This is a genomic window from Halalkalibacter krulwichiae, from assembly GCF_002109385.1.
GTDB lineage: Bacteria > Bacillota > Bacilli > Bacillales > Bacillaceae_D > Halalkalibacter > Halalkalibacter krulwichiae.
Map to the genome: position 1 here is coordinate 1,541,862 of NZ_CP020814.1, position 23,992 is coordinate 1,565,853.

General features: G+C 38.1%; 20 protein-coding genes. 18 read left to right on the top strand and 2 right to left on the bottom strand.

Going from position 1 to position 23,992, the window contains the following annotated elements; genetic code table 11:
• Position 1: 1 nt before the first annotated feature.
• From BkAM31D_RS07910 to BkAM31D_RS07925, 4 genes are all read left to right on the top strand, one after another.
• A complete protein-coding gene (locus tag BkAM31D_RS07910) occupies positions 2-1,108 on the top strand; it encodes a CapA family protein (protein ID WP_066152225.1) in 1,107 nt (368 codons plus the stop codon).
• A 22-nt stretch (positions 1,109-1,130) separates the two neighbouring features.
• Positions 1,131-2,861 carry a CocE/NonD family hydrolase gene (locus tag BkAM31D_RS07915; protein ID WP_066152222.1) on the top strand — a complete coding sequence of 577 codons (1,731 nt, stop codon included), beginning with the start codon at positions 1,131-1,133 and terminating at the stop codon, positions 2,859-2,861.
• Positions 2,862-2,865: 4 nt separating this feature from the next.
• Positions 2,866-3,687, top strand: coding sequence for an alpha/beta fold hydrolase (locus tag BkAM31D_RS07920; protein ID WP_066152219.1), 822 nt, complete (start codon positions 2,866-2,868; stop codon positions 3,685-3,687).
• A gap of 150 nt (positions 3,688-3,837) precedes the next feature.
• The gene (locus BkAM31D_RS07925) at positions 3,838-5,460 is read left to right on the top strand and encodes an MDR family MFS transporter (protein WP_066152217.1); all 1,623 of its coding nucleotides are present in this window, start codon (positions 3,838-3,840) and stop codon (positions 5,458-5,460) included.
• A 62-nt stretch (positions 5,461-5,522) separates the two neighbouring features.
• Here BkAM31D_RS07925 and BkAM31D_RS07930 read toward each other — a convergent pair whose 3' ends face one another.
• Positions 5,523-6,224 carry a response regulator transcription factor gene (locus tag BkAM31D_RS07930; protein WP_066152214.1) on the bottom strand — a complete coding sequence of 234 codons (702 nt, stop codon included), beginning with the start codon at positions 6,222-6,224 and terminating at the stop codon, positions 5,523-5,525.
• 126 nt (positions 6,225-6,350) lie between these two features.
• Here BkAM31D_RS07930 and BkAM31D_RS07935 point away from each other — a divergent pair, with 126 nt between their 5' ends.
• Complete coding sequence (locus BkAM31D_RS07935; RefSeq protein WP_066152211.1) at positions 6,351-8,096, top strand: CocE/NonD family hydrolase; 1,746 nt, start codon at positions 6,351-6,353, stop codon at positions 8,094-8,096.
• Between the two features lie 202 nt (positions 8,097-8,298).
• On the opposite strand, the gene BkAM31D_RS07940 is transcribed toward BkAM31D_RS07935, so the two are convergent.
• The gene (locus BkAM31D_RS07940) at positions 8,299-9,336 is read right to left on the bottom strand and encodes a LacI family DNA-binding transcriptional regulator (RefSeq protein ID WP_066152208.1); all 1,038 of its coding nucleotides are present in this window, start codon (positions 9,334-9,336) and stop codon (positions 8,299-8,301) included.
• Between the two features lie 269 nt (positions 9,337-9,605).
• Here BkAM31D_RS07940 and BkAM31D_RS07945 point away from each other — a divergent pair, with 269 nt between their 5' ends.
• From BkAM31D_RS07945 to BkAM31D_RS07995, 13 genes are all read left to right on the top strand, one after another.
• On the top strand, positions 9,606-10,775 hold the full coding sequence (locus BkAM31D_RS07945; protein WP_066152206.1) for a CapA family protein: 1,170 nt from the start codon (positions 9,606-9,608) through the stop codon (positions 10,773-10,775).
• On the top strand, positions 10,732-12,111 hold the full coding sequence (locus BkAM31D_RS07950; protein WP_066152203.1) for an MmgE/PrpD family protein: 1,380 nt from the start codon (positions 10,732-10,734) through the stop codon (positions 12,109-12,111). Before BkAM31D_RS07945 ends, BkAM31D_RS07950 begins: the two co-directional genes overlap by 44 nt.
• A gap of 165 nt (positions 12,112-12,276) precedes the next feature.
• Positions 12,277-13,890, top strand: coding sequence for an ABC transporter substrate-binding protein (locus tag BkAM31D_RS07955; RefSeq protein ID WP_066152200.1), 1,614 nt, complete (start codon positions 12,277-12,279; stop codon positions 13,888-13,890).
• Positions 13,891-14,114: 224 nt separating this feature from the next.
• A complete protein-coding gene (locus BkAM31D_RS24210) occupies positions 14,115-14,330 on the top strand; it encodes an ABC transporter permease family protein (protein WP_257391642.1) in 216 nt (71 codons plus the stop codon).
• A gap of 50 nt (positions 14,331-14,380) precedes the next feature.
• Complete coding sequence (locus tag BkAM31D_RS07960; protein ID WP_257391643.1) at positions 14,381-15,058, top strand: ABC transporter permease; 678 nt, start codon at positions 14,381-14,383, stop codon at positions 15,056-15,058.
• Positions 15,059-15,070: 12 nt separating this feature from the next.
• Positions 15,071-15,967 carry an ABC transporter permease gene (locus BkAM31D_RS07965; RefSeq protein ID WP_084372081.1) on the top strand — a complete coding sequence of 299 codons (897 nt, stop codon included), beginning with the start codon at positions 15,071-15,073 and terminating at the stop codon, positions 15,965-15,967.
• A 73-nt stretch (positions 15,968-16,040) separates the two neighbouring features.
• Positions 16,041-16,970 carry an ABC transporter ATP-binding protein gene (locus tag BkAM31D_RS23505; protein WP_157108281.1) on the top strand — a complete coding sequence of 310 codons (930 nt, stop codon included), beginning with the start codon at positions 16,041-16,043 and terminating at the stop codon, positions 16,968-16,970.
• The gene (locus BkAM31D_RS23510; protein ID WP_306807459.1) at positions 16,943-18,079 is read left to right on the top strand and encodes an ABC transporter ATP-binding protein; all 1,137 of its coding nucleotides are present in this window, start codon (positions 16,943-16,945) and stop codon (positions 18,077-18,079) included. The genes BkAM31D_RS23505 and BkAM31D_RS23510 overlap by 28 nt, the downstream gene beginning before the upstream one ends.
• Before the next feature lie 117 nt (positions 18,080-18,196).
• On the top strand, positions 18,197-19,138 hold the full coding sequence (locus BkAM31D_RS07975) for an alpha/beta hydrolase (protein ID WP_066152194.1): 942 nt from the start codon (positions 18,197-18,199) through the stop codon (positions 19,136-19,138).
• 10 nt (positions 19,139-19,148) lie between these two features.
• Positions 19,149-21,125: a CocE/NonD family hydrolase gene (locus tag BkAM31D_RS07980; protein WP_066152191.1), complete on the top strand. Its 1,977-nt coding sequence runs from the start codon at positions 19,149-19,151 to the stop codon at positions 21,123-21,125.
• 421 nt (positions 21,126-21,546) lie between these two features.
• Positions 21,547-21,990, top strand: a complete 444-nt coding sequence (locus tag BkAM31D_RS07985; protein ID WP_066152188.1) for a MarR family winged helix-turn-helix transcriptional regulator — start codon at positions 21,547-21,549, stop codon at positions 21,988-21,990.
• 90 nt (positions 21,991-22,080) lie between these two features.
• A complete protein-coding gene (locus BkAM31D_RS07990; protein WP_084372079.1) occupies positions 22,081-23,358 on the top strand; it encodes a cytochrome P450 in 1,278 nt (425 codons plus the stop codon).
• Positions 23,359-23,468: 110 nt separating this feature from the next.
• Complete coding sequence (locus BkAM31D_RS07995; protein WP_066152186.1) at positions 23,469-23,981, top strand: TRAP transporter small permease; 513 nt, start codon at positions 23,469-23,471, stop codon at positions 23,979-23,981.
• The last annotated feature ends 11 nt before the right edge of the window (positions 23,982-23,992 follow it).

A 23,992-nucleotide genomic window follows, 5' to 3' on the forward strand; every position in this document is an offset into this window, starting at 1 on the left:
TTTGACACCTAGTAACGTGAATATATCAATAGTGGGAGATATTATCGTAGGTAATGACGCTGAGTATTATTTTGAACATGTTAAGGAAGAACTGGCAACAAAAGATGTATTAATTGGACAATTAGAAGTTCCCTATTCAACTGAACATCCAGAATCAGAAGAGTTGGAAAGAGACCCTGTTCATTTACATTCTTTAGTTTCAACTGGATTTGATGTACTTTCTCTTGCTGGAAATCACCTTGCCGATTTTGGAGATAGAGGAATTGACGATACCATATCTTGGTTGAAAAACCATAATATCAGTTATGTAGGAGCAGGCCCAAATCTACAAGAGGCTAGAAAGCCTGTCGTTCTTGAACGAAACGAAACGAAGATAGGTATTCTTAAGTACAACTGTGTTGGACCGAAAGAAACATGGGCTGCACCTAATAAACCGGGCTGTGCTTACGTCAATATTCTTACACATTATGAACTTCAACATGCCAATCCTGGAGGCCCGCCTAGCATTTATACGAGAGCCGAGCCAACTTCTTTACAATTGATGAAAGAAGATATTAAACAGCTACGGTCACAATGTGATATTTTAATAGTTTCCTTTCATAAAGGGCTTGTTCATCAACCTGTGAAAGTTGCCGATTATGAAAAGGAAGTTTCCTATGCAGCGATTGACGCTGGGGCAGATTTGATTGTTGGAGAACATGCCCATTTGCTAAAAGGGCTAGAGATTTATAAAGGGAAAACGATTTTTCATGGCTTGTGTAATTTGGTTGCGTACGTGCCTAGTTTACTTCCTAAACCAGGTCAAGACCAAGAGGCATGGTCTAATAAGCGAATGGAGCTATTCGGTTTTGTGCCAGACTTAGAGTATCCGACATATCCATTTCATCCAGAAGCAATTTATACAATGATAGCCAAGGTAAAAGTTAAAAATAGGGAAATTGTTCAAACGAGTTTTGTTCCATGTATCGTCAATAAGAAGGGTCAGCCTGTCGTAGTAAAACAAGAAGATGAAGGGCAGAAAGTGTTCGATTATATGGCAACGATTACACAAAAAGCAAATTTAAATGCTCGTTACCGTTGGGAAGGAAATGAAATAGTGGTTGAATAAGACGGAGTACGAGGTGGTCACTATGGAAAATTCAATTAAAATGGACAGAAATGTACCGATGGAAATGCGCGATGGTACCGTTTTACGAGCAGACGTTTATCGTCCAGATGATAACGGTAGGTATCCAGCCATATTAATTCGTACTCCTTATAGTAAACAACTTGCAAGTGATGGTTTTCTATCTGCGGTAGAAGCTGCTCAAGCCGGGTTTGTTATTGTTATTCAAGATGTTCGAGGGAGGTATCAATCGGAAGGGAAGTGGGACCGGTTGAACATGTTTGAAATAGAAGGAAGCGATGGGTTTGATTCAGTGGAATGGATTGCTGTTCAAAACTTTTGTAACGGCAATGTCGGCTTAGCCGGTGGGTCTTACTTAGCTGCAATGACTTGGATTGGCGCAATGGAAAATCCGCCACATCTAAAAGCCATCTCCCCTTGGATCGGAGACATTGCTCCAAATATGCAACCAACTCCTAGAAGTGGGGTGATCAATTTTGCAACAGCAGCAGATGCAATTCCGGTAACATCGTTGGACTTGGTCGATAAATTGGAAGAGCAAGGTCAGGATGTGGCAGAGCTTCGTTCTTACTTGAATAAGATATTAAACAATCCAAAAGAAGTGATTGAATATTTGCCATTAAAGGATATTCCCTTGGCTAGAAATGAAATCATTCGTTCCATGTGGGAGGCACGGCTGAAACCAGGTTCGGCCCAAGAACAAAACAAACGAAAGAAATACGAAAAAGTGAAAGTTCCAGGTCTTCATGTTGGTGGATGGTACGATCAACTAGAATGGGCGACATTTGAAAATTTTCTTGCTATGCAAGATCGTGGGGGCTGTACGTTCGCTCGTGAAAACCAAAACTTGTTAGTGGGTCCATGGATGCACGGTGCACCTGTTAACTTTTTAGGAGAAAGATCTTTTGGAGCTTCTGCGGGTGGTGGGAAGAGTTTAGAAATTCATGAATATCTTCTAAATTTTTTTCGAAAACATTTAACGCATATGGAGATATCCCTTCCAACTGTAAAATATTTTGTCATGGGTTCGAATGAGTGGAAAAGTGGGGACTCTTGGCCGTTACCTGAAACAAAATGGGTACGATATTTTTTTCATAGTAATGGAAAAGCCAATACGATGGCAGGTGATGGGGAACTAAGTATTCATGAACCTTATCATGAAAATCCTGATTCGTATGTATATGATCCACATGATCCGGTACCTACTCTTGGAGGGAAAACAATGGCGTCAACGGGACTCATCCCAGGTCCCTTTGATCAAACCCGAGTAGCAAATCGGAATGATGTGTTGTGTTATCAATCATGTAAATTGGAAGAGGATATAGAAATCACTGGCCCAATAAAAGTGCGCTTATTTGCATCTACAACAGCAGTGGATACTGATTTCACAGCAAAACTAGTTGATGTTTACCCTGATGGTCGTGCTTTTAATATTGCCGATGGTATTCAGCGTGCTAGTTACCGAGATTGGAATGCTCCACCGACATTAGTGAAACCAGGTGAAATCAATGAATACATCATAGATATGGGAAATACGAGCAACATGTTTCGAAAAGGACACCGAATTCGGATTGATGTTTCTAGTAGTAATTTTCCCTGGTATGACCGGAATATGAATACGGGGAATCCAATTGGTGAGGACCGTACAGGTATAAAAGCAACCCAAACGATCTATCATCAGCAAGATTTTGCTTCATATATTGATTTACCAATCATTCCAACAAGAAAGGGGTAACGAAATGCCACTTGCAAATATTAATGGAATTGAACTCTATTACGAGGAGTATGGAAGTGGAGATGAAGTAATCATTTCCGCACAACAAAATTTTACCGATGGGTGTTACCGGGAAGTGCTCGCAGAAAAAGGGTTTCGTGTTTTCAAAATCGTGTTACGAGGTTATGGAGAGTCTAGTCATGTATTTGAAGACCTAGGAACAGAATGGTACCCGACTTGGTCTAGCGATGTTCGCGCGTTTGCAAAATCGCAAGGAATCAATCAATTTATCTATACAGGTGTTTCACATGGTGCGGGTGTGGGGTGGCAGATCGCACAGGACGAACCAAAGATGTTAAAAGCATTTATCTCAGTCGTTGGTGCTCCGCATGATCGAGCTGGAGGTGATGTGTCAGAAGCCAGGAAAAGAATGATTGAAGCAGCTGAATCAAATGATTTAAACTATCGGCCTCCAGGTATATACCTAGTACCTACGACTGATCCAAACAGAATTAAGCGCAGGAACAAAATGGAGCAGTCTAAAGAGAAGTTCTTTACTAGTATGACAAAGGAAGAAAAGTTAATTAATCCACGGAAACAGTCCCCAAATGCCAAAACGAATGAAGAGCTTGCACAGAGGCTAAGTGAAATCCAAGTTCCAACTTTATTGTTATGTGCATGTCAAGATGATATTTCAAGTGCCGAGATGTCGCTATTAGCGGCCAAGTCCGTTCCAGGAGCAAAAGCAATCTTTTATCAAGATCATAGTCACGTATTAGCAAGTGAAATCCCTGAAGAAATCGCTGAGGATATTGAGACATATTTAAAGCGGTTACAAAATGATTGATGGTTTGATGCTGTAAAAAAACAGGACCGGCATAAATAGAATGAGGACAACTGAAGAAATTAAATAAATCGAAGCATACGGTGAGAATGTTATAAAAAAGATAAAAATGTATGCAGTTAAATGGATTGTGTATATTCTGGAGTGATGCTCATGGAACAATTGAATACGAAGCAGAAGGTTGTCATTATGCTTGCAATTGTGTCCGCTATGTTTTTTGCAGCGGTTAATCAAACCATAGTAGGAACTGCATTGCCACGAATTGTTGCTGATTTAGGAGGCGTAGAGTACTTTAACTGGGTTTACACCATTTTTATGCTTGCGTCTAGTATTTCAGGGATTTTAGTAGGAAAACTATCAGATATTTATGGACGTAAAGTATTTTTATTAACGGGCATTACAATTTTTCTCGTCGGTTCTTTTTTGTGTGGTTGGTCAAATTCAATCATTCAGTTAATCATATTTCGTGCGTTACAAGGTTTGGGTGGAGGGATGATTATATCGACAGCTCACGCTTCCGTAGGTGATTTGTTTTCACCAAGAGAGAGAGGAAAATGGCAGGGCTTCTTGGCATCCGGGTTTGGCCTTGCTAGTGTTTCTGGTCCAACTTTAGGAGGATTTATTGTCGATAGCTTCAATTGGAATTGGGTTTTTTGGGTGTTTCTTCCGTTTGGTGTCATTTCTTTTGTTTTGATTTTCTGGCTATTACCACAGATGGCCCCAAAAGAGAAAGAACCGATTGACTTCTTAGGGTCTGGGACGCTTACGATTGTATTAATATCCATGTTACTAACTTTCTCCTGGGGTGGTGTTCGATACGATTGGCTGTCACTCGAGATTACGGCTTTAGTCGTTATTACTTTTCTTTCCTTTTTGATATTTATTAAGGTTGAACGTACTGTTAAAAGTCCTGTTGTGCCTCTTGACTTATTTAAAAATAAAGTTTTTACTGTTTCCAATATGGCCTCCTTTTTTACTAGTGCAGGAATGTTCGGCGTCATGATGTATGTACCATTTTTTCTACAAGGAGTAATGGGATTATCAGCTACTGCTTCCGGATTTGTTATCATGCCGAAGATGATTTCTATGGTCATTTCAAGTACGATTTGCGGAATGATTATTAGCAGATTTGGGAAGTATAAAATGATTACCTTAATTGGAGTTTTTGCTATTGCTTCTGGCATGCTCTCAATATCATTGATGAATGCTGAATCTTCCCTTGTTGGGATTATTTGCAGTTTAATTATAATGGGTCTTGGAATGGGGGCTGCCTTTCCGGTATTTACACTCATTGTTCAAAATGCAGTTGAACATAAAGTGTTAGGCGTTGCTACATCGACGGCTCAACTAGCGAGGCATTTAGGGGCAACAGTTGGGGTTTCAATTGTCGGTATTGTGATGAACGCAAGATTAATGCAAGGCTTTAGCTCAGAGAATGTAACCGAGCTATTAGTAGAAATTCAAGATCATAACGGGGAGATTGAACAGCAGATTGCAAAATTGAAGGATCCGCAAACGTTAGTTGATCCCAAATCGGTTTCCGAAATCCAAACCTCACTTCCAAGCGAATTACACGAGCTATATGGGTCAATTATTATTGAACTAAGAGTAATCTTAGGTTATTCCATTTCAGGTGCATTATTAACTGGAACGTTTGTAGTCTTTTGCGGATTTATTATTACCCTTTTTTTAAAGGAAACACAACTTAGGACAACAATTAAACAAACTCCAAGTAAGAACACAAAAGAAACGGGCACTGCGGATCCAAATTTGTAGATTGGTTTAATAGTTTAATATTAAAAAAGAGTCAAGTTCTTTCCAAGTTTCTTGACTCCCGATTACATGATAATGCCTTTTCGTAACAAGACAACGGTGGCATGCAACCTATTGCTAGCTCCCGTTTTTTTTATCGCTGATTTAATATAATCCTTTACAGTATGCTCACTTATATTCATTCTTTGTGACATTTCTTTCACACTATTACCGTGGGCTAATCGCTGCATTACTTCTATCTCACGTTTACTTAATGGAATCACGTGGTGATAATGATAATTACTTTCTAAAATTTTACCGAACAATTTTCCATATAATGTAACTGTCTGTAGGAGATTCTGTATGTTAGTAGAAGTACTACTTTTACTAAAGTCAGTTGACACTGTATATCCTACTACATTAGCACTCATACAGATTGGAATAATTAACATTGAAGAAACCAAATTAGGTATAGACTGATTGGAAGTACGTGTAAGGTATGACTCAGTTGTAATAAATTCAGCTTCCCGGTTACGGATAGCTGAAAGGATTAAAGGCAAAGATCTAAGGTCATCCTGAACATTACTAATAGTATGAATTTTACCGTGTTGATCTAAATGGATAACACCTTCAGCCGAAAAACCAATGGGAGAATATCTAAATAGGTAAACATTTCGTAGAGAAAATAACTCTACTAAACCACGAATATATAAAATATGTTGATCTTCATTAGTTGTAGCTTTTTCAATTTTCTTTATATAGTCTTGGAGGGTAATATTGTCAATCAATAGCCAAACTCCCTTCGTTAAAGTTTGAATATTCGATAAATTAAACGAGATTTAATTAAATTATAAACTAGAATAGAAGAATAGTGAAGGAATAGGAAAAAATTCATCAATATTAGGAGGGGTTATTTGATCAGTAATATTAAAGTGGACAAAAATATAGCAATGAAAATGCGAGATGGCACTTTGCTTCGTGCAGATATTTATCGACCTGATGATGGTAATAAGTATCCAGCTATTTTAATGCGCACCCCATATAATAAAGAGAATGCAAAATACAATCGATATATGAATTTGTTTGAAGCGGTCATGTCAGGTTATGCGGTTGTTAGTCAAGATGTTAGAGGAAGGTTTGCCTCTAATGGTCATTATGAAGGAGAAGATGTAACACTTTCAGTTGAAGCTACAGATGGATATGACTCTGTTGAATGGATAGCAGGACAATCTTGGTGCGATGGGAATGTCGGTTTAGCAGGAGCTTCGTATAATGGAGCATTAGTGTTAAGAACGGCTATGGAAAATCCACCTCATTTAAAAGCAATTTCACCTTGGGTGATTGGCTCAGCATTTTCAGGTAATGAATGTACGTTATTAGATGGGGTGGTTGCATTAAATACAGGATTAAATTGGACCGCGAGAATGGCTGAAGATTTAGTGAAGCGAATGGATGATAAAAATGAAAACACCATAAAACTACTTCAATTATTAAATCAAGCTATTGAAAACCCTGAAGAAATTTATAACTTTTTACCTTTAAAAGAAGTTCCGCATTTTCAAATAAAAGGAGTAAGAGAGATTTGGGAACAGAGGATTTTGAACGCTGTACCCAATAAAGAAGTTGCAGAACACCTTTCACCTGTATACGAGAAAATTAAAGTACCTGCCTTTCACATATCTGGTTGGTTTGACTTTTTTACAAGAGGAACTATTGCGAATTTCTTAGGACTAACGGAAAAAGGGGGTTCGAGAAGAGCGCGAGAAAATCAATATTTACTTGTTGGACCGTGGGATCACTCAAACGTGTCAAGAGTGCTTGGTGAACTAGATTTTGGTCCGTTAGCAGATGTTCGAAATGCGGATCCAACGAAAAATGTGATTTCCTTTTTCAATCGTTATTTAAAAGGATTAGAGTCTGAAATCCCAACTGTCCGTTATTTTGTAATGGGAATCAATAAATGGCGGAATTCTGACAGCTGGCCGTTAGAGAACACGAACTGGACTAGATTCTATTTTCACAGTCAGGGACGAGCGAATTCTACAAATGGCGATGGGAAATTAGACCAATTAATGCCAGGCCTAGAAAGCCCTGATGTATTCACATACGGTCCTCAAAATCCTATCCCTTCTAAAGGGACACTTGGGCAGCCAGTCAATGGTTTTCTAGCAGGCCCATTAGATCAAGCAGCTATTGAAGCTAGACAGGATGTACTTTGTTATACGACATCCAAATTAGAACGTAGTTTAGAAGTAACAGGTCCGCTTAAAGTCCATCTGTTTGCTTCAACATCGGTTGTTGATACTGATTTTGTTGTGAAAGTATGTGACGTACACCCAGATGGACGAAGTTTCAATGTCACACATGGAATTATACGAGCTCGATATCGGAAGTCTATTTTTGAACCGCAGCTGTTAGATCAAGGTGAAATTTATGAGTTTGTTATTACAATGGGCCATACAAGTCATGTTTTTTTAGCTGGTCATCGTATCCGAGTAGATATAGCGGGGAGTTGTTTTCCGGAGTTCGATCGTAATATGAACACTGGAAATGCTGTTGGTGAGGATGAAGTCGGTGTACCTGCTAAAAATACTATTTATCACCAGTCTAAATTTGCATCTTACGTTGAACTGCCTGTTCCAGATCAGGAACCTAACTAAAAATGACTTTAAGATATTGTAAATTTGGTGCACGTCCCTGACTCCCTTAAATGGGGGGAGAGGTCGTGTTTTTACGGGGATGTTCTAAATAATAAAAAGATGGTACGTTAGCAACAAGGTAATAATCATCATCATATAGGAAACGAATAAAAACTGCCGGTGAAAAGAGATTATCTTAAGCCGGCAGCGCTATACTTTTTTCCTATTCTTTTTCATTCAAAACTTTGCAAGATTCTCTCACAATGAATTCTGTAGAGATAACCGTTGGAACTGAATTACCGTATAACTCTGGTTTTTGAATAAAATGTAAGACCATTTCCGCGATTTTTTTGCCCATTTGTAGTAATGGTCGTTTTATGACTGTTATAGATGGATTCAAAAGGCTTGTTAATTCGTAGTCCTCTATCGCAACTAGCGATACATCTTCAGGGTAACTGATTTGACTATCTTTCATAACTTGTAACAATCCGGGTAAAAATGTTCTATGCATGCATAAAATAGCTGATACTTTTTTACTGCGTATTTTAGGCATTAAATTAATCAATTCACTTGTGTTGAAATCGTTTGATGAACTATTTATGCGTACGATTAGGTTTTCATCTAAATCCAAATTGTTAGTGGCAAAAGAATCCTTGAAACCTTCTATAATTGCCCGATTTGAAGGGATGTCAGTTGAACTGCACAACAGAGCAATGTTTTTGTGATTAAGAGAGAATAAATAATTTGTCGCATGTTTGACTGCTGTATGATAATCAACGGATATTCCAGTAGCCAGCCCTGGTATGACTAACTCAAAGGTTACAACAGGTACATTAAGTGAACGTAAGAATTCATTTAATTCTTCATCATCTTCATGAGGGGAAGCAAGAATAATTCCATCGAAATGATGGTGGCTTGTATAGAGTTTAATTTTATCTAGAATATTATTCGCCCCAATATTACAGAGGCTCAGCATGTATCCTTCATTTTCAAGTTGACTGTAAATACCGTTTATGATCTTAGGAAAAGTAGGTATGCTCATGTTGACAAAAAACAAAATATTTTTATATTGTTGAGATCTCAAGCTTTGCGCAATACGATTCGGAACATAACCGAGTTCATTTATGCTTTGCATAATTTTTTGTTTTGTTTCTAAAGAAATACTTCCATTGTCATTTATAGCCCTTGAAACGGTTCCGACTCCTACACCTGCATGTTTAGCAACATCTACTATGCTTACTTTATTTTTATTATTAAGCATTACTTTCACCACCAAGCATATTTTCCTAGATTTATTTTTAATATGAAAGACTCTCATTAATTCTACTGTTAAAAGTATCGATCTTCAAGGTGCTTGTTATAAAAGAAGGAGAGTACAAACAAAAAAAAGTGAAACGTTTCCAAAATTCATTCTGATAATTCAGATTATTATTGTAAATATAGGGGTGTTGAGTTAAAATCAAAAAGTGAAACGTTTCCAATTTATTTATAAGATCTTCTGGAATGATGGATGTAGAAAGGATGATCAGAATGAAAAAAGAGATAAAGTTATATGCCGTTGGTGACATAGCCCCAAATAGAGAAAATCCAGATACGATTTTTGAAAAAGTGGCTCCTTTTATCCGAGAAGCTGATATAGCATTTTGTCAACTTGATTCGGTTTTGTCTCGGCGTGGAACGCCTCTACCTCAAGCTAGGTTGGTTGCTCATACAGATCCAGAAGTGGCCACTTCGATGAAAAAAGCCGGGTTTGATGTCGTTTCATTTGCAAGCAACCACTGTATGGACATGGGAAGGGAAGCTTTTTTTGATACTCTTGATGCACTACATCATGAGGATTTGGTGACAATAGGTGTGGGTGAAAATATAAATCAAGCAAGGAGGCCGGCCATTGAGGAGCGTGAAGGCACAAAAGTTGCATTTTTAGGTTATAACTCCATTTTACCTCAGGCTTATTGGGCAGAAAGTGATCGTCCAGGTTGCACACCTATGAGAGCGCATACATTGTATGAGCAAGTGGAGCATGACCAACCTGGAACACCTTGCCGAACACACACGTTCGCTCACCGTGAAGATCTCCAAGGGATGATTCATGATATTAAAAAGGCTAAAGAAAAAGCAGATGTGGTCGTTGTATCTGTACATTGGGGGATTCACTTTGTTCCGGCTGTATTAGCAGATTATCAAAGAGAGGTAGCGCATGCTGCGATCGACGCAGGTGCTGATTTGATACTTGGACACCATGCTCACATTCTAAAAGGTGTTGAAGTTTATAAAGGAAAAGTAATCTTTTATAGTTTAGGAAATTTTGCAATCGAATTACCACCGCATTTTAAAAAAGATGTATCAAAAAGTAAATCGTTCAAGGAAATCCAAACACTAAATTCTGATTGGGATGTTAATAAAGCTTTATGGCCGATTGATTCATATAAATCGATCACGGTGAAATGTACGATCGATAATAAACGAATAAAAAATGTTGCTTTTCAGCCTACATATATTGACCCGAAGACTGATCAGCCAAAAATGCTAAATGCAGAAGATCCACAATTTAATGAGGTTGTTGAGTACATGCAAGAAATAACGAATACTGCAAAATTAAATGCAGGTTTCTTTGTTCAAGGAGACGAGGTCCTAGTAAAGGGGGACGAAGTAGATGAATCTATCAAAAAGGTTGGCGGAACATTTAGTAACGATTAATTATGAAGATCTACCAGAAAAAGCTATTGAAGCATCAAAGAAGTGCATTTTAGATACGATCGGTGTCATTCTTGCTGCTAATACCCTTGGCGAAGGGTGTCAATCTTTTGTAAATATTACGTTAGCAGATGGTGGTAATGAGCAAAGTACGATATTCGGATTTGGCCAGAAGGTACCTGCAAGTGCTGCTGCTTTTGCCAATGGGGCGATGGCGCATTCCATGGATTTTGGAGAGTCACACGATACAGCGTTTGTTCATGCAAGTGCTCCTACAGTGCCTGCCGCTTTAGCAGTAGCAGAAGCACTTGATCATATTACTGGAAAAGATTTAATAACGGCAGTAACACTTGGAAATGATCTAGTTTGTCGACTTGGTCTTTCCATAACAAAAAATTTATTAGAGTACGGCTGGTATATGCCGCCAATCTTAGGGGCATTTGGAGCAACAGCAGCAGCAGGAAAACTATTACATTTGACAGAAGAACAGATGCTTGACGCATTTTCCCTTACACTTTGTCAAGCAACTTGTAGTGCTGAAATTACACGAAATCCACAAACACTCATTCGTTCAGTAAGAGATGCTTTCGCGGCAAAGGCAGGTGTAACCTCAGCCTTACTCGCGAAAGAAGGAGTAAAAGGATTTGATCAACCCTTCGACGGTGAAAGGGCATTCTTTTACTCATTCACTAGAGGACACTTTGATTCTAATTTATTGATGAAGAATCTTGGTAAACAGTTTGAGGGAACCAATGTTAGTTTTAAACCATGGCCGAGTTGTCGAGGAACTCATCCATATATTGAATGTTTACTGAACTTATTAAAAAAATATCAACTAGATGAGAGTGACGTTATCGAAATGAGAGCGGTTGTTAGTGAGGTTAATCAAATGCTTATCTGTGAACCGCTAGAAGGGAAACGTAAACCAGAGGGGGCAATCAATGCCAAGTTTAGTCTTCCTTATGTGCTAGCAACAACCTTAGTTCACGGAAAAGTTACACTTGAACAATTCACCGAACAATCGATTTTGGAACCTATAGTGCTAGCGAATGCACAAAAAGTGAAGTATAAAGTTAACTCGAACCTTACATTGAAAGAGTCATTACAAGGATATTTAGAAATCGAAACAAAAGATGGTGAGGTATATTCAGAAAAAATTGAGAGGCCTTATGGAAACCCGCTTCATCCAATGAGTAATGAAGAAATGATTGAAAAATTTAAGGACTGTGGCAAATATTCAAAAAAGAGATTAACAGATCATGCGCTAAATAAAGTAATTGAACAAATTTTTCATTTAGAAACTATAAAGGATGTTAGGGAGTTTACAAAATTACTATAGAGTCAAAGGTTTGTCTAAAAAATAATTTTAAAAATGGAAGCGTTTGCAGAGGGCGTGATATATCTTGCTAACTATTAGTTTGTAAGTTGTGAAAGGAGGGATTAAGTAAATTTCATCGGTTTTGTTTTAAAAATCAAAATTCATTCTGGAAAAGGATGGTGTGCCATGAAGGTGAGATGGAAGTTTCAGTATATAAATGTTACTGGAGTAATTGTACTTTTTTTATTGGCTATTACACTTGCAGGATGTAATTCAAGTAATGACGTGACAACTGCTGAAGAAAATGTATCGTCACAAGAGAAAAATGGTGAAAAGTCTTCAGAAGATAAATATGGTGGAACATTGAAAGTCGTTTTTGGAGACCCGGTCGTCAATATTGGTCTGCCACCACTTATACGAGGAAGAGGTGATATTGTCATAGCAATGTCAATTTATGAGAACCTTGCTCGTTATAATGAAAATGGTGAAGTGGAACCATGGTTAGCTGAAGGTTGGGAGGCAGATCCTAGTTCCAACAAGATTGAAGTCGAGTTAAAACAAGGAATTCAATTCCATGATGGAACACCATTTAATGCAGAAGCTGTTAAGTGGAATTTAGAATTGTATCGCGATAACGGACGTGTCGAGGCGGCTGCTATTGACACAATTGATGTAGTGGATGATTACAATTTGACAATCAATCTATCACGTTGGGATAACACTATTTTTGATAATTTATTTGGTTTTGCGCAAATGGCTTCGCCTACTGCATATGAGCAAAACGGTGAGGAATGGTTGAAAGATAATCCAGTTGGTACAGGTGCATTTGTATTGAAAGAATGGGTAAAAGATGAAAAAGTGACTGTTGAACGAAATGAGAACTATTGGGTAGAGGGCTTGCCGTATCTAGATGGTGTAGAGTTCCACACGATCACTGAGTCTTCTACTGCTGAAGCAGCAATGGTTGCGGGAGAATTTGATCTTTATTTGTTTTCGTCACCTCAAGTTACAAGTAATTTAGAAAAAGATTTTGTTATTGAAGCTCTTGAAAATGGCATGGGAGCTATTGGTAATAGTATGGCTCCTGATAGTGAGGACCCTAACTCTCCATTAGCAAATAGCGATGTACGAAAGGCGATTGGTTATGCCATAGATAAAGAAGCAATTGTAGAGGCTGTGTATTTTGGATATGCAGAAGTGGCTCATCAATGGTCTGTTCAAAAAGCAGCAAATTATAACCCTGATGTCGAGGGTACTCCATATAATCCAGAGAAAGCAAAGGAATTACTAAAGAAAGCTGGTTTTGGTGACGGTTTTGATTTGACGATTACATTTGTTAATAATCCAGATCTCACCCAATTGTATACAGCCATTCAGGCTTACCTTGCTGAAGTTGGGATTAATGTAGACTTAAATGGAGTTCAGTCACAAGAATGGCAGGAGATGACAGGTAGTGAAGGTGAGTGGGACGGCTTAATTAATAGTGTTTTTAGAATTAGTAATGACGTTACATTTGATTTCAATAGAAGCTTGGCAAGCACAAGCTCTCATTATCGCTCTACCAAATTAAGCGAAGAAGCAGAAGAATTATTAAGTCAGGCTCAAACCATTTCTACTTCAGAAGAATTACTAGAACTATCTCATGAGCTACAAAAACAAGTCTTTGATGAAGAACAGACAAGTATTCCTTTAGTGGTTGGCAATATGTTGCTAGCTCAAAATGGAAATGTTCAAGAACATGGATTTTTGAAAAGCCAGTTAACTCATTGGAGCCCAGAAGCTACCTGGATGCAACAGTAGGGAGCTAGTCGAAATGTCTTGCTTAGCGGAACAACTCTACACTATAGGGTTGTTCCAACATCAAATACTCTTCCATAGTGGTTTTTTTCATATTTATTTTTTGATTATTTAGATTAATTGACTAGAATTGTTCATACCTCAAAGGTAAATTTAAAACTTCTTAAAAAAACAAGGTGTGAAAGAGATCTTGGATTAAAGAGGAGTAGAAAAGGAGAATAACGATAATGGCTCAATATATTTTACACAGGTTGATGCAAATGGTTGTTGTTTTACTTGTCCTTAGTTTGTTTTGTTTTTTCCTTTTACACTCTTTACCCGGAAATCCAGTTTTAACAATACTTGGAGAAGATGCTACACAAGAAGAGATAACTCAATTGACACAAGAATTAGGATTAGATCGACCGTTGCCTGTGCAATACTTCTCTTGGCTTGGGGAGTAGTACAAGGGGATTTAGGGAGGTCGATCATTTATCGGGAAGATGTGGCAGATATGATAATAAATCGATTGCCACCCACTCTTCATATTGGCATATTTGCATTCATCATTAGTGTTATTGTTGGTGTTCCGATGGGAATTATGGCAGCAGTGAAACGCGGAGGATGGATCGATGGTTTTATTACAACTACTGCAAACTTTGCGATGGCAATTCCAAACTTTTGGTTAGGTATTTTAGGAATTTATCTCTTTAGTTTGACATTAGGGTGGCTCCCGGTACAAGGTTATGTTTCTCCAACCGAAGATTTTTGGGCTAGTACCAAGTATGTATTAATGCCATCTTTAGTACTCGGTTTATCATCTATGGCTATCCTAGCTCGACAAGCAAGATCATCGATGTTAGAAATCATTCGTCAAGACTATATTCGTACAGCTCGTTCGAAAGGGATTAAACAAAAGATAATCATTTTTAAACATGCTCTGAGAAACGCCATTATCCCAGTTGTGACACTTGCAGGGTTAATGTTGCCTAATATTGTTGGCGGCTCAGTCATCATCGAACAAGTATTTAATATTAATGGTCTTGGACGACTGTTGTTACAAGCAGTTTTTAATCAAGATATTGTTGTAGTCCAAGGGTGTTTGATTTTGATAACTGTTACAGTTGCACTGGCTAACTTGTTGGTTGATATTTCTTACAACTATATAGATCCACGAATACGTTATAAATAAGGAGTGGGATTAATGACAACTGAAACAGCTCGTACAATGCCAATCGATGAGGCTCCACCGAAAACAAATGAATTACGCAGATTTCTAAAAGTGTTTCTTGGGCGTAAAATTGTGATGTTTTTCGGTTTTATATTAGTAGCTATGGTATTTGTCGCAATATTCGCTGATTTTATAGCGCCTTATGATCCTTATAATCAAGATCTAAGAAATGCACTGCAGCAACCTTCAGCGGCGCACTGGTTAGGAACGGACAATTTAGGTCGAGATGTACTAAGCCGAGTCATTTACGGTACGAGAGTATCACTGCTTGTTGGCATGGTATCTGTAACCATTGCTGTAGTAGCAGGTGTATTGCTAGGAATAATTTCGGGCTATTTTGGTGGACTCATAGATACGGTTATTTCTAGAATAATTGACGCTTTACTTGCTTTTCCAGGCATTATTCTTGCTTTATCTATTGGAGCAGTCCTTGGTGCTGGAATGTGGACTGTTATAGTAGCTTTAGCGATTGCTTTAACACCTACTTTTGCAAGGCTTATGCGCGGTCAAGTATTGACAGTGAAAGAAGCAGACTATATCAAGGCATCTGAAGTAATTGGGGCATCTAATTTCCGTATTATGTTGAAGCATGTACTTCCGAATTGTCTTTCGCCAATCATAGTCTTAGTTACATTAAATTTAGGGGTAGCTATTTTAGCTGAAGCATCTTTAAGCTTTTTAGGAATTGGTATTACACCGCCTCAGGCAGCGTGGGGAGCGATGGTTAGTGAGGGTCAACGTTATCTAGTGAACAATCCAATTCTATCATTCGCACCAGGTGGCTGTGTACTTCTCGTTGTGCTGGCATTCAATATTGTAGGTGATGCGTTGAGGGATGCTTTGGACCCTCGCTTGAGAGGTTCGATCTAAGCAAAATAATAATAATAGATATTTGCTCCATTAAAAGGGTGAAACAAAAATGGTGAAGGGGGCTATGTTGAAAATGAAGCATCTCTTAGAAGTCAAACAACTAAAAACAGAATTTAATGTTGACGGAAACCGAATACAAGCTGTTGATGGTGTGAGCTATTATATTGAAGAAGGTGAAATAGTTTGCTTTGTTGGTGAAAGTGGTTGTGGTAAGTCAATTACGCAAATGTCTGGTCTGCAATTGATTCCTACACCTCCAGGTAAGATTGTTGGGGGAGAAGTTTTGTATAAAGGAGTTGACTTGCTCAAGCTTAAACCGGAAAGTGAAGAAATACGGAAAATCCGTGGTGGAGAAATTGGATTTATTTTCCAGGAGCCGATGACTTCACTTAATCCAGTGTTAACGATCGGTGAACAAATTATAGAGTCAATCATGCTTCATCTTAAAGTAAGTCGAACAGAAGCTCGTGAAAAAGCGATCGAAGTGATTAAGAAGGTAGGAATTCCAGATGCCCAGACACGTATTGATGATTATCCGCATCAATTTAGTGGTGGGATGAGACAACGGATTATGATCGCAATGGTATTATCCGTCAATCCTAAAGTATTAATTGCAGATGAAGCGACAACTGCACTTGATGTTACAACTCAAGCACAAATCTTGGAAATGCTTCGTGATATTGTTAAAAGTATGAATATGTCCTTAATTCTTGTAACTCATAATCTAGGTGTAGTTGCTAGGTACGCTGAGAGGATTTATGTGATGTATGCAGGAACGATTGTCGAATCAGGAACAGCTAAAGAAGTGTTGAAAAATCCAAGTCATCCTTATACAGTAGGGTTAATTAATGCCGTGCCAAGACTTGATGATCCAAAAGAAAAGAGGTTAGTCCCGGTTGAAGGACTGCCGCCAAATTTAATTAATAAAAAAGACCACTGCCAGTTCTTACCAAGATGTATCTTCCGAACAGAAGATTGTTACAATTTGCCAGCCCCCCATTAAAACAGGTGGAAAATGAGCATAGAGCGGCTTGTTATGTTGATTTGGCCTCGGTTAAACACATTGATTCACAGCAAGTCGCAAAAGAAACTGCTTCTGCAACTCAAGTTATAGAAAAACGAGAGGGTAAGTCAAATGGGGATGACAAGTTATTAGAAGTAAACAATTTAAAAATGTACTTTCCTGTTAGGAAAGGAATGCTTAAACGAAAGGTTGCAGATGTTAAGGCTGTTGATAACGTTAGTTTCTATTTGAAAAAAGGAGAAACATTAGGATTAGTAGGGGAAAGTGGTTGTGGGAAATCTACCATTGCCAGATCTGTTTTACGTCTTTATGATCCTACTTCAGGAGAAATAAAATTTAATGGAAAAGACATAGCCAACCTTACGAAAAATAAATTACGTCCAACAAGAAAAGAGATTTCAATGATTTTCCAAGATCCTTTTAGTTCATTGGACCCGAGACAAACAGCAGAATCAGTGGTCGGTGAGCCGTTAATTGTACATGGGCTTGTAAAAAATAAAAAAGAATATACGAATAGAGTGGAAGAGCTATTCCGTATGGTTGGACTGGATCCAAGTCTAAAAAATCGTGTGCCACATGAGTTTAGTGGAGGGCAACGGCAAAGGGTTGGAATTGCCCGTGCACTAGCAAGCAATCCTTCTTTAATTGTTTGTGATGAGGCGATTTCAGCACTTGATGTTTCCATCCAAGCACAAATTATCAATTTACTAGAGGACCTTAAAGTCAAACTAGATCTAAGCTATTTATTTATTGCTCATGATTTGTCTGTTGTTCGTCATATTAGTGATCGAGTAGCTGTTATGTATTTAGGTAGAATTGTTGAAACAGCTGATTGGAAAACGCTTTATGATAATCCGAAACATCCATATACTAAAGCTCTTTTAGAAGCAGTGCCTATTCCAGACCCTGACGTAGAGGAAGGGAGGGAACTCATTACGATAAAAGGTGAGATTCCAAGTCCCCAAAATAGGCCAACAGGATGCAGCTTTCATAATCGATGCCCGCTCGCAACGGAAGAATGTAGAGAAAGTGATCCTGAATTGCAAGAAGTTGAAGCGGGCCACGGAGTTGCCTGTATAAAAGTGTAAAGGAAAGGAAAAAGGATAATGAGATGGAGTTATTTCTATTAAACAATCCCTTTCGTTATCCTTATCTAATAGGAATGCGATGTCAGTCTTTTATATATTAACGGAAAGAGTGATTGTATGGCTAAACCGAAAGAAATTATGATTTATGGAATGACACGATCCGAATACGTAGCTCAACTAAGAGACTCTTTACCAAAATCTCAAACAATAGATAAGGAGCATATTACCAGGAAATGGCTAAATATTCCTTATACCAATCTACCTAACTCTCAATTGCTTGACATTTATCTGCCTAAGACGGGCGGTGGCCCGTTTCCTGTTGTCATTTACATTCATGGTGGGGGCTTTATCCTCGGCAGTAAAGATGGTAAATCGAGCGCTGTCGCACTAAATGGTTTAGATAGAGGATATGCTGTGGTGATAATAAATTACACGCTTAGTTTGGATGCGGCTTTTCCTACTCAAATACATGAAGTAAAGGCGGCGATCCGCTGGGTAAAATCGAATGCAAAAGATTACCAGATAGACTCTTCACGGATTGGGCTTATGGGTGCATCTGCTGGGGCCCATTTGGCTGCGTTAGCAGGCACATCTAGTGCTGTAGGTGAATTAGAAGATAAACGGTTAGGTCATCCAGAAATGGACAGTACGGTGCAGGCTGTAGTCGTGGATTTTACTCCGGTAAACTTCGCAACTGTCAATGAACAGCTCATTCGATTGGGACGTGAAATCCCTCAAGGATTAGATGCCCCGCAATATTCCAGTGCATTATATTTAGGTGACCTGATGGAAAATGTCCCAGAAGTTGTACAGCAAACGAATCCTGAAACGTATATTTCACCTTTGTCGCCACCTTTTTTTATTCAACATGGAACGGAGCATTATATATTGCCATATGATCAATCAGTTCACTTTGCAGAAAAGTTAGTAAAATCCATAGGTGTGAGCAAAGTGAAATTATCTTTATTGGAAGGAGTAGGAGGCGGAGATGATCCCAACTATTTCACCCCTGAACATATTAAGCGAGAATATGACTTTTTGGACCGATTTTTAAAATAGGGGGAAGGAATTGAAAGCATTTCGAAACTATAAAAGGAGTTCGCAATATGTACATGGTTATGAGGATATTAAACTTGCAGTAGATATATATCGCCCATATAAAGATAACAAAATGGAAGAGGTCGAACCACTTCCAGTCATTTTGTTAGCAGGGAGGTTTCATCGCCGTAAGATTTTCCTGAAGATGCAACAGGTCATAGAGAAGCTTATATTAAATGGGTACGTCTATATTGTTCTGGAAACGCGCGGGCATGGTGCTTCTTTTGGTTATTCACAAGGGTTTTGTGAGCCGCACGATAACCATGATGTCAAAGAAATCATTGAATGGGCAGCAACTCAGTCGTGGTGCAATGGGGCAGTTGCGATGATGGGAATTTCTAATATGGGATTTATACAGGAAACAACAGCGGTCACTGCACCTGCTCAATTAGTAGCGATAACACCTGTAGTATGTAATAGTGACTTCTATTACCAGAACTACCCGAACGGTGTTTCAGCAATACCGAAAATAATGAGTAATAGGCCAACCGTAACTGAGATGGGGGCACCAGTTGATGAGGATGTCCATCCAAAATATCCACTGGCCAAAGCTGCATTAAAGGAGCATGAAAACAACAAAGCTTTTATTGGCTATCAATTTGTTCCTAATATGTATCGAGATTCTGCTAATCCACATTTTGATTATGTTCCTAACATGGTGATACCTCCGTGTGAACATTCTGAGACGATCAAGGAAACGGGGCTTTCCATTTATCAGATGGCAGGTTGGTTTGACCCTAGCGTTGGTGGGCAGCTTATTACTTATAAAGACTGGGGCGGACAAATATTAATAGGACCGTGGAATCACTTTCAAAGTATGTATGGAGAGTCTGAATTACCGAACGGGAATGTTGATATGGGAGAAGAACATTTACGGTGGTTTGACTATATTTTAAAAGGAATTGACAATGGATTTGGTTCACAGCCTCCCATACGGTACTATACTCAAAATGCTCCTGCTGGAGAAGAATGGAGAGTCTCAGACAGTTGGCCACTAGAATATCAACAAAACACAACGCTTTATTTTGGACCTGGTTCAACAGGAACAATTCAATCTGTAAACGATGGCTCGTTGCAAGCACAGAAAACTTCGGAACAAGATCATGATAAATACAAAGTGAACTTTGATATCGATGTATTTGATTCCCAAATGGGTCGGATGGATCGGTTTTGCCCGAAAAATATGTGTGAAGTGTTAGATGAAAAAGGCTTAACCTATACTTCTATTCCTTTGCAGAAGGATACTGAAATAACAGGGCATCCAGTCGTGGATCTTTGGATAACGTCTTCTCAAACAGATGGGAATTTTATAGCTTATCTTGAGGAGGTTGATGATGAAGGATATTCTCGACTCGTTACAGAGGGGTTTATGCGAGCATCGCATCGTAAAGTGTCTAAGAATGTAGCTTGGGATTTATTAGAACTTCCTTACCACCGAAGTTTACAGAAAGAGGCAGAGCTTTTACCACGGGAGATACCGGTGAAATGTTCGTTTCACTTAGAAGCAGTTTCCTATATCTTTAAAAAGGGGAGTCGCATAAGAGTTACCATTACATGTGCTGAACGAGGGATTCAGCAGCCAGAGGGACTAAACGAAGAAACTGAACCGGTTATTAAGATATTCCGTGGTGGGATGACGAATTCTGCTATTAATCTACCTATAATTGTGCCAAAAGTGAATGTATTTAGAGGGAACGTCATATTGAATTGTTTAGGCTACCAATATTCTGGTTCTTCTACCCTTTATACCTTTAGGAATCATGTTTATTTGAGATTTAATAACAGATGGATGAAATGGGAGACGGTTGGGTTGAACGTACTTAATAATATAGAGAAGTATGAATTAAAAGGTGACAATGGTCTGTTTCAAGTTAGAGTATTGTTTACGGAAAATAATCAAGCGTCAGCAAAAGGTTTTGGGGAGGGGATCGAATTTGAATCTTTATAATTAACCATGTGTTAATTATAAAGAAAAATGACTTAGAAAATTAAATTTAAAAAATATTTATAAGTTATTGAAATTTCAATTAATAACCTGTATTATAATCAGTATATAAGTTAATTAGTTTCTCAACTTGAATATATTATTTAGGATCCTAATTAAATAACTTGGATTTATTTCTTGAAATGTTTTGAGTTGGAAAATAAATTTGATATTTAATAAGTGATGAGTAATAAGGAATAAACTAAAATATTAACCAAATAATTAGGTTCCTAACTAATTATTTGGTTAATTAGTTAGGAACCTAATTAATTGAAAAGCCGAAAATCAACTAAAGCGTGATAATGAAAGACTAGAAAACATCGAAAGGTTATCATTTACATAATGTTAAAAACTAGTACCTATGCCTTTGGAGGAGTAAAGTAAAATGTTTAGTCATGAAAAAATGTGGTTTGGAACGTTATTTCGAAGAATTTCCCTTAACTTAACAAATATGATCGATCATCAAATGGCAGATCGCGGTATCACAAGCTCACAATATTGGATATTAAAATTGCTTTGGGAAAATGATGGTGTTACACAAAAGGAATTAGTCACTGAATTAAGTGTAAAGCCCGCTTCTTTAACCGGAATGATTGATAGCATGGTTGAAAAAGGATGGGTGAAACGTTCTTTGGATCCAACAGATGCGCGTGTCAAAAGGATCTACTTAACCTCATCTGGTCGAGACCTTGAAGCCGATGCAATTAAAATTATAACGGCTTGTGAGGAGATTCTCTGTGAAGGGTTATCAGAAGAAGAAAAGATAGCTTTTAAAGGAATGCTGAAGATAGTCCTGGATAATTTAATCAAGGAACAAAAGAATAATTAGAAAGGAAACTTTTTAAAAGTACATTTGTAAGCGTTTGCGAAGAAATTGAGAATACTCATTTGGTGAACTAAAGTAAAGGAGTTTGATACTATGAGTAAGTTAAATGAAAGTAAATGTCCATTTAACTATGGAAATCTAGAAAGCTATGAAAATGAATTATTTAAGGAAGTGAAAATAGATAAAAGAGGTGATCATGACTTTGATCCAAAAGCACCTGAATCATTTACTAGCGCTCATGATCTATACAAAGAAATGCGTAGCAAATGTCCTGTAGCCCATAGCAATGAATGGGGGGGCTTTTGGGCTCTATCAAAATATGAAGACGTTGTTGGGGTGTTAAAAGATTACGAAACATATACGACATCTGTTCAAAACGTAGTCCCGAAAGTAGCATTTACTGGCAGACGTCCACCTTTACACTTCGACCCACCAGAACATACCGTTTACCGCCGACTAATTAATCAGTTTTTCACGAAAAAGAAGATGTTAAAGCTTGAACCAATCATACAACGGGACACTGAGGAGTTGGTTAAAGCTCTTATGGAAAAGGATGAAGTAGAGATTGCAGCTGATTATTCTCACCAATTACCCTCTCTAGTGTTTGCACAATTTTTTAACTTACCTAAGTCTCTTTCAAAAAAAATTAAGGAAGTTAGTACTGCTTATGTAAAAGCAATCATGGAGTTTGATAATCAAGAAAAGGTAAAAGGATTAAGTCTTCAACTTTACGATATAGCACGTACTGTTATCGATTCACGAAAGGAAAACCCGATGGATCCCGAAGAGGATTTTACTAGTGCATTATTAAACACGAAGCAGGAAGGTGAATACTTAACAGATGATATGGTATTAGGTTGTGTTCGAGCGATGTTAGTAGCTGGAATGATCGCACCGAGTGTCTTAATTGCTAGTATTTTTGTTCATCTTGCAAAGCATAAGGACATACAAGAGCAGTTAAGAAATGATTTGAGCCTGATTCCCGCAGCAACAGAAGAGTATCTTAGACTTCTTACACCATACCGAGGCATGGCGCGTACAGCAAAGCAGGACGTTGTTATTGGTGGTCAACTAATTAAGAAAGATGAACCAATCGCACTGAATTATGCGTCAGCAAACCGTGATGATGAAGTATTCCCTGATGGAGATACATTCATTCTAAATCGTCCAAACATTAATAAGCACATTGTATTTGGCGAAGGACCACATAAATGCCCTGCGTCACCATTAGCTCGTATGATGGTACGTTTTGCAATAGAAGAGGCTTTAAAACGCACTAAAGATATCGATTTAATTGGTGAAATTAAGATGACTGTATGGGCAGAGTGGGGCGTCCTAGAAGCGCCGATGAAATTAACGCCAGTAAAGTAAGGGTAACTTGAGGTAGACTTTAAAGTTAAAACGAAAATCGCAACAAAACTGAAGTACAACCAACTGATCCCTATTAAAATTTAAAAGAAGAAACCTAGGTAGGTGAAAATATGGAGCATAACGGACAAAAGGTTAAGAAGATTCAATCTTCCTTTGCAGGTGTTTTAGATAATGTTAGTGAAACACTAGGAAAAATAGGAGGATTAGCAATCTTACTAATGGTCATCTTAGTAACATTTAATGTTATCAGTCGAAAGATATTTAATTGGTCCATGCCTGGATTTTATGAAATCTTAGGATTGATTGGTGCAGTCTTTTATTCTTTCGGAATTGTGTATGGTGCTACTAAGGGTCAGCACATTGTAATGGATATGGTAGTGAATCGTCTCCCAAAAAATTGGCGTAAAATATGTGAAATGTTAACTCGAATCATTATTTTGGCATTCTGTGGGTTGTTAGCTTACGCAGGGATAGACGTAACATTAGGAATGTTAGAAGAAAGAACATATGATATCAAAATTCCTGTCGCTCCGTTTCGCTTCGTTGTCGTAACTGTTTTCGTATTGCTCGCACTTCTTATTCTAGCCGGGAAAAATATTAGTAAAGGCGGTGAAGAAGAATAATGGATCCGCTC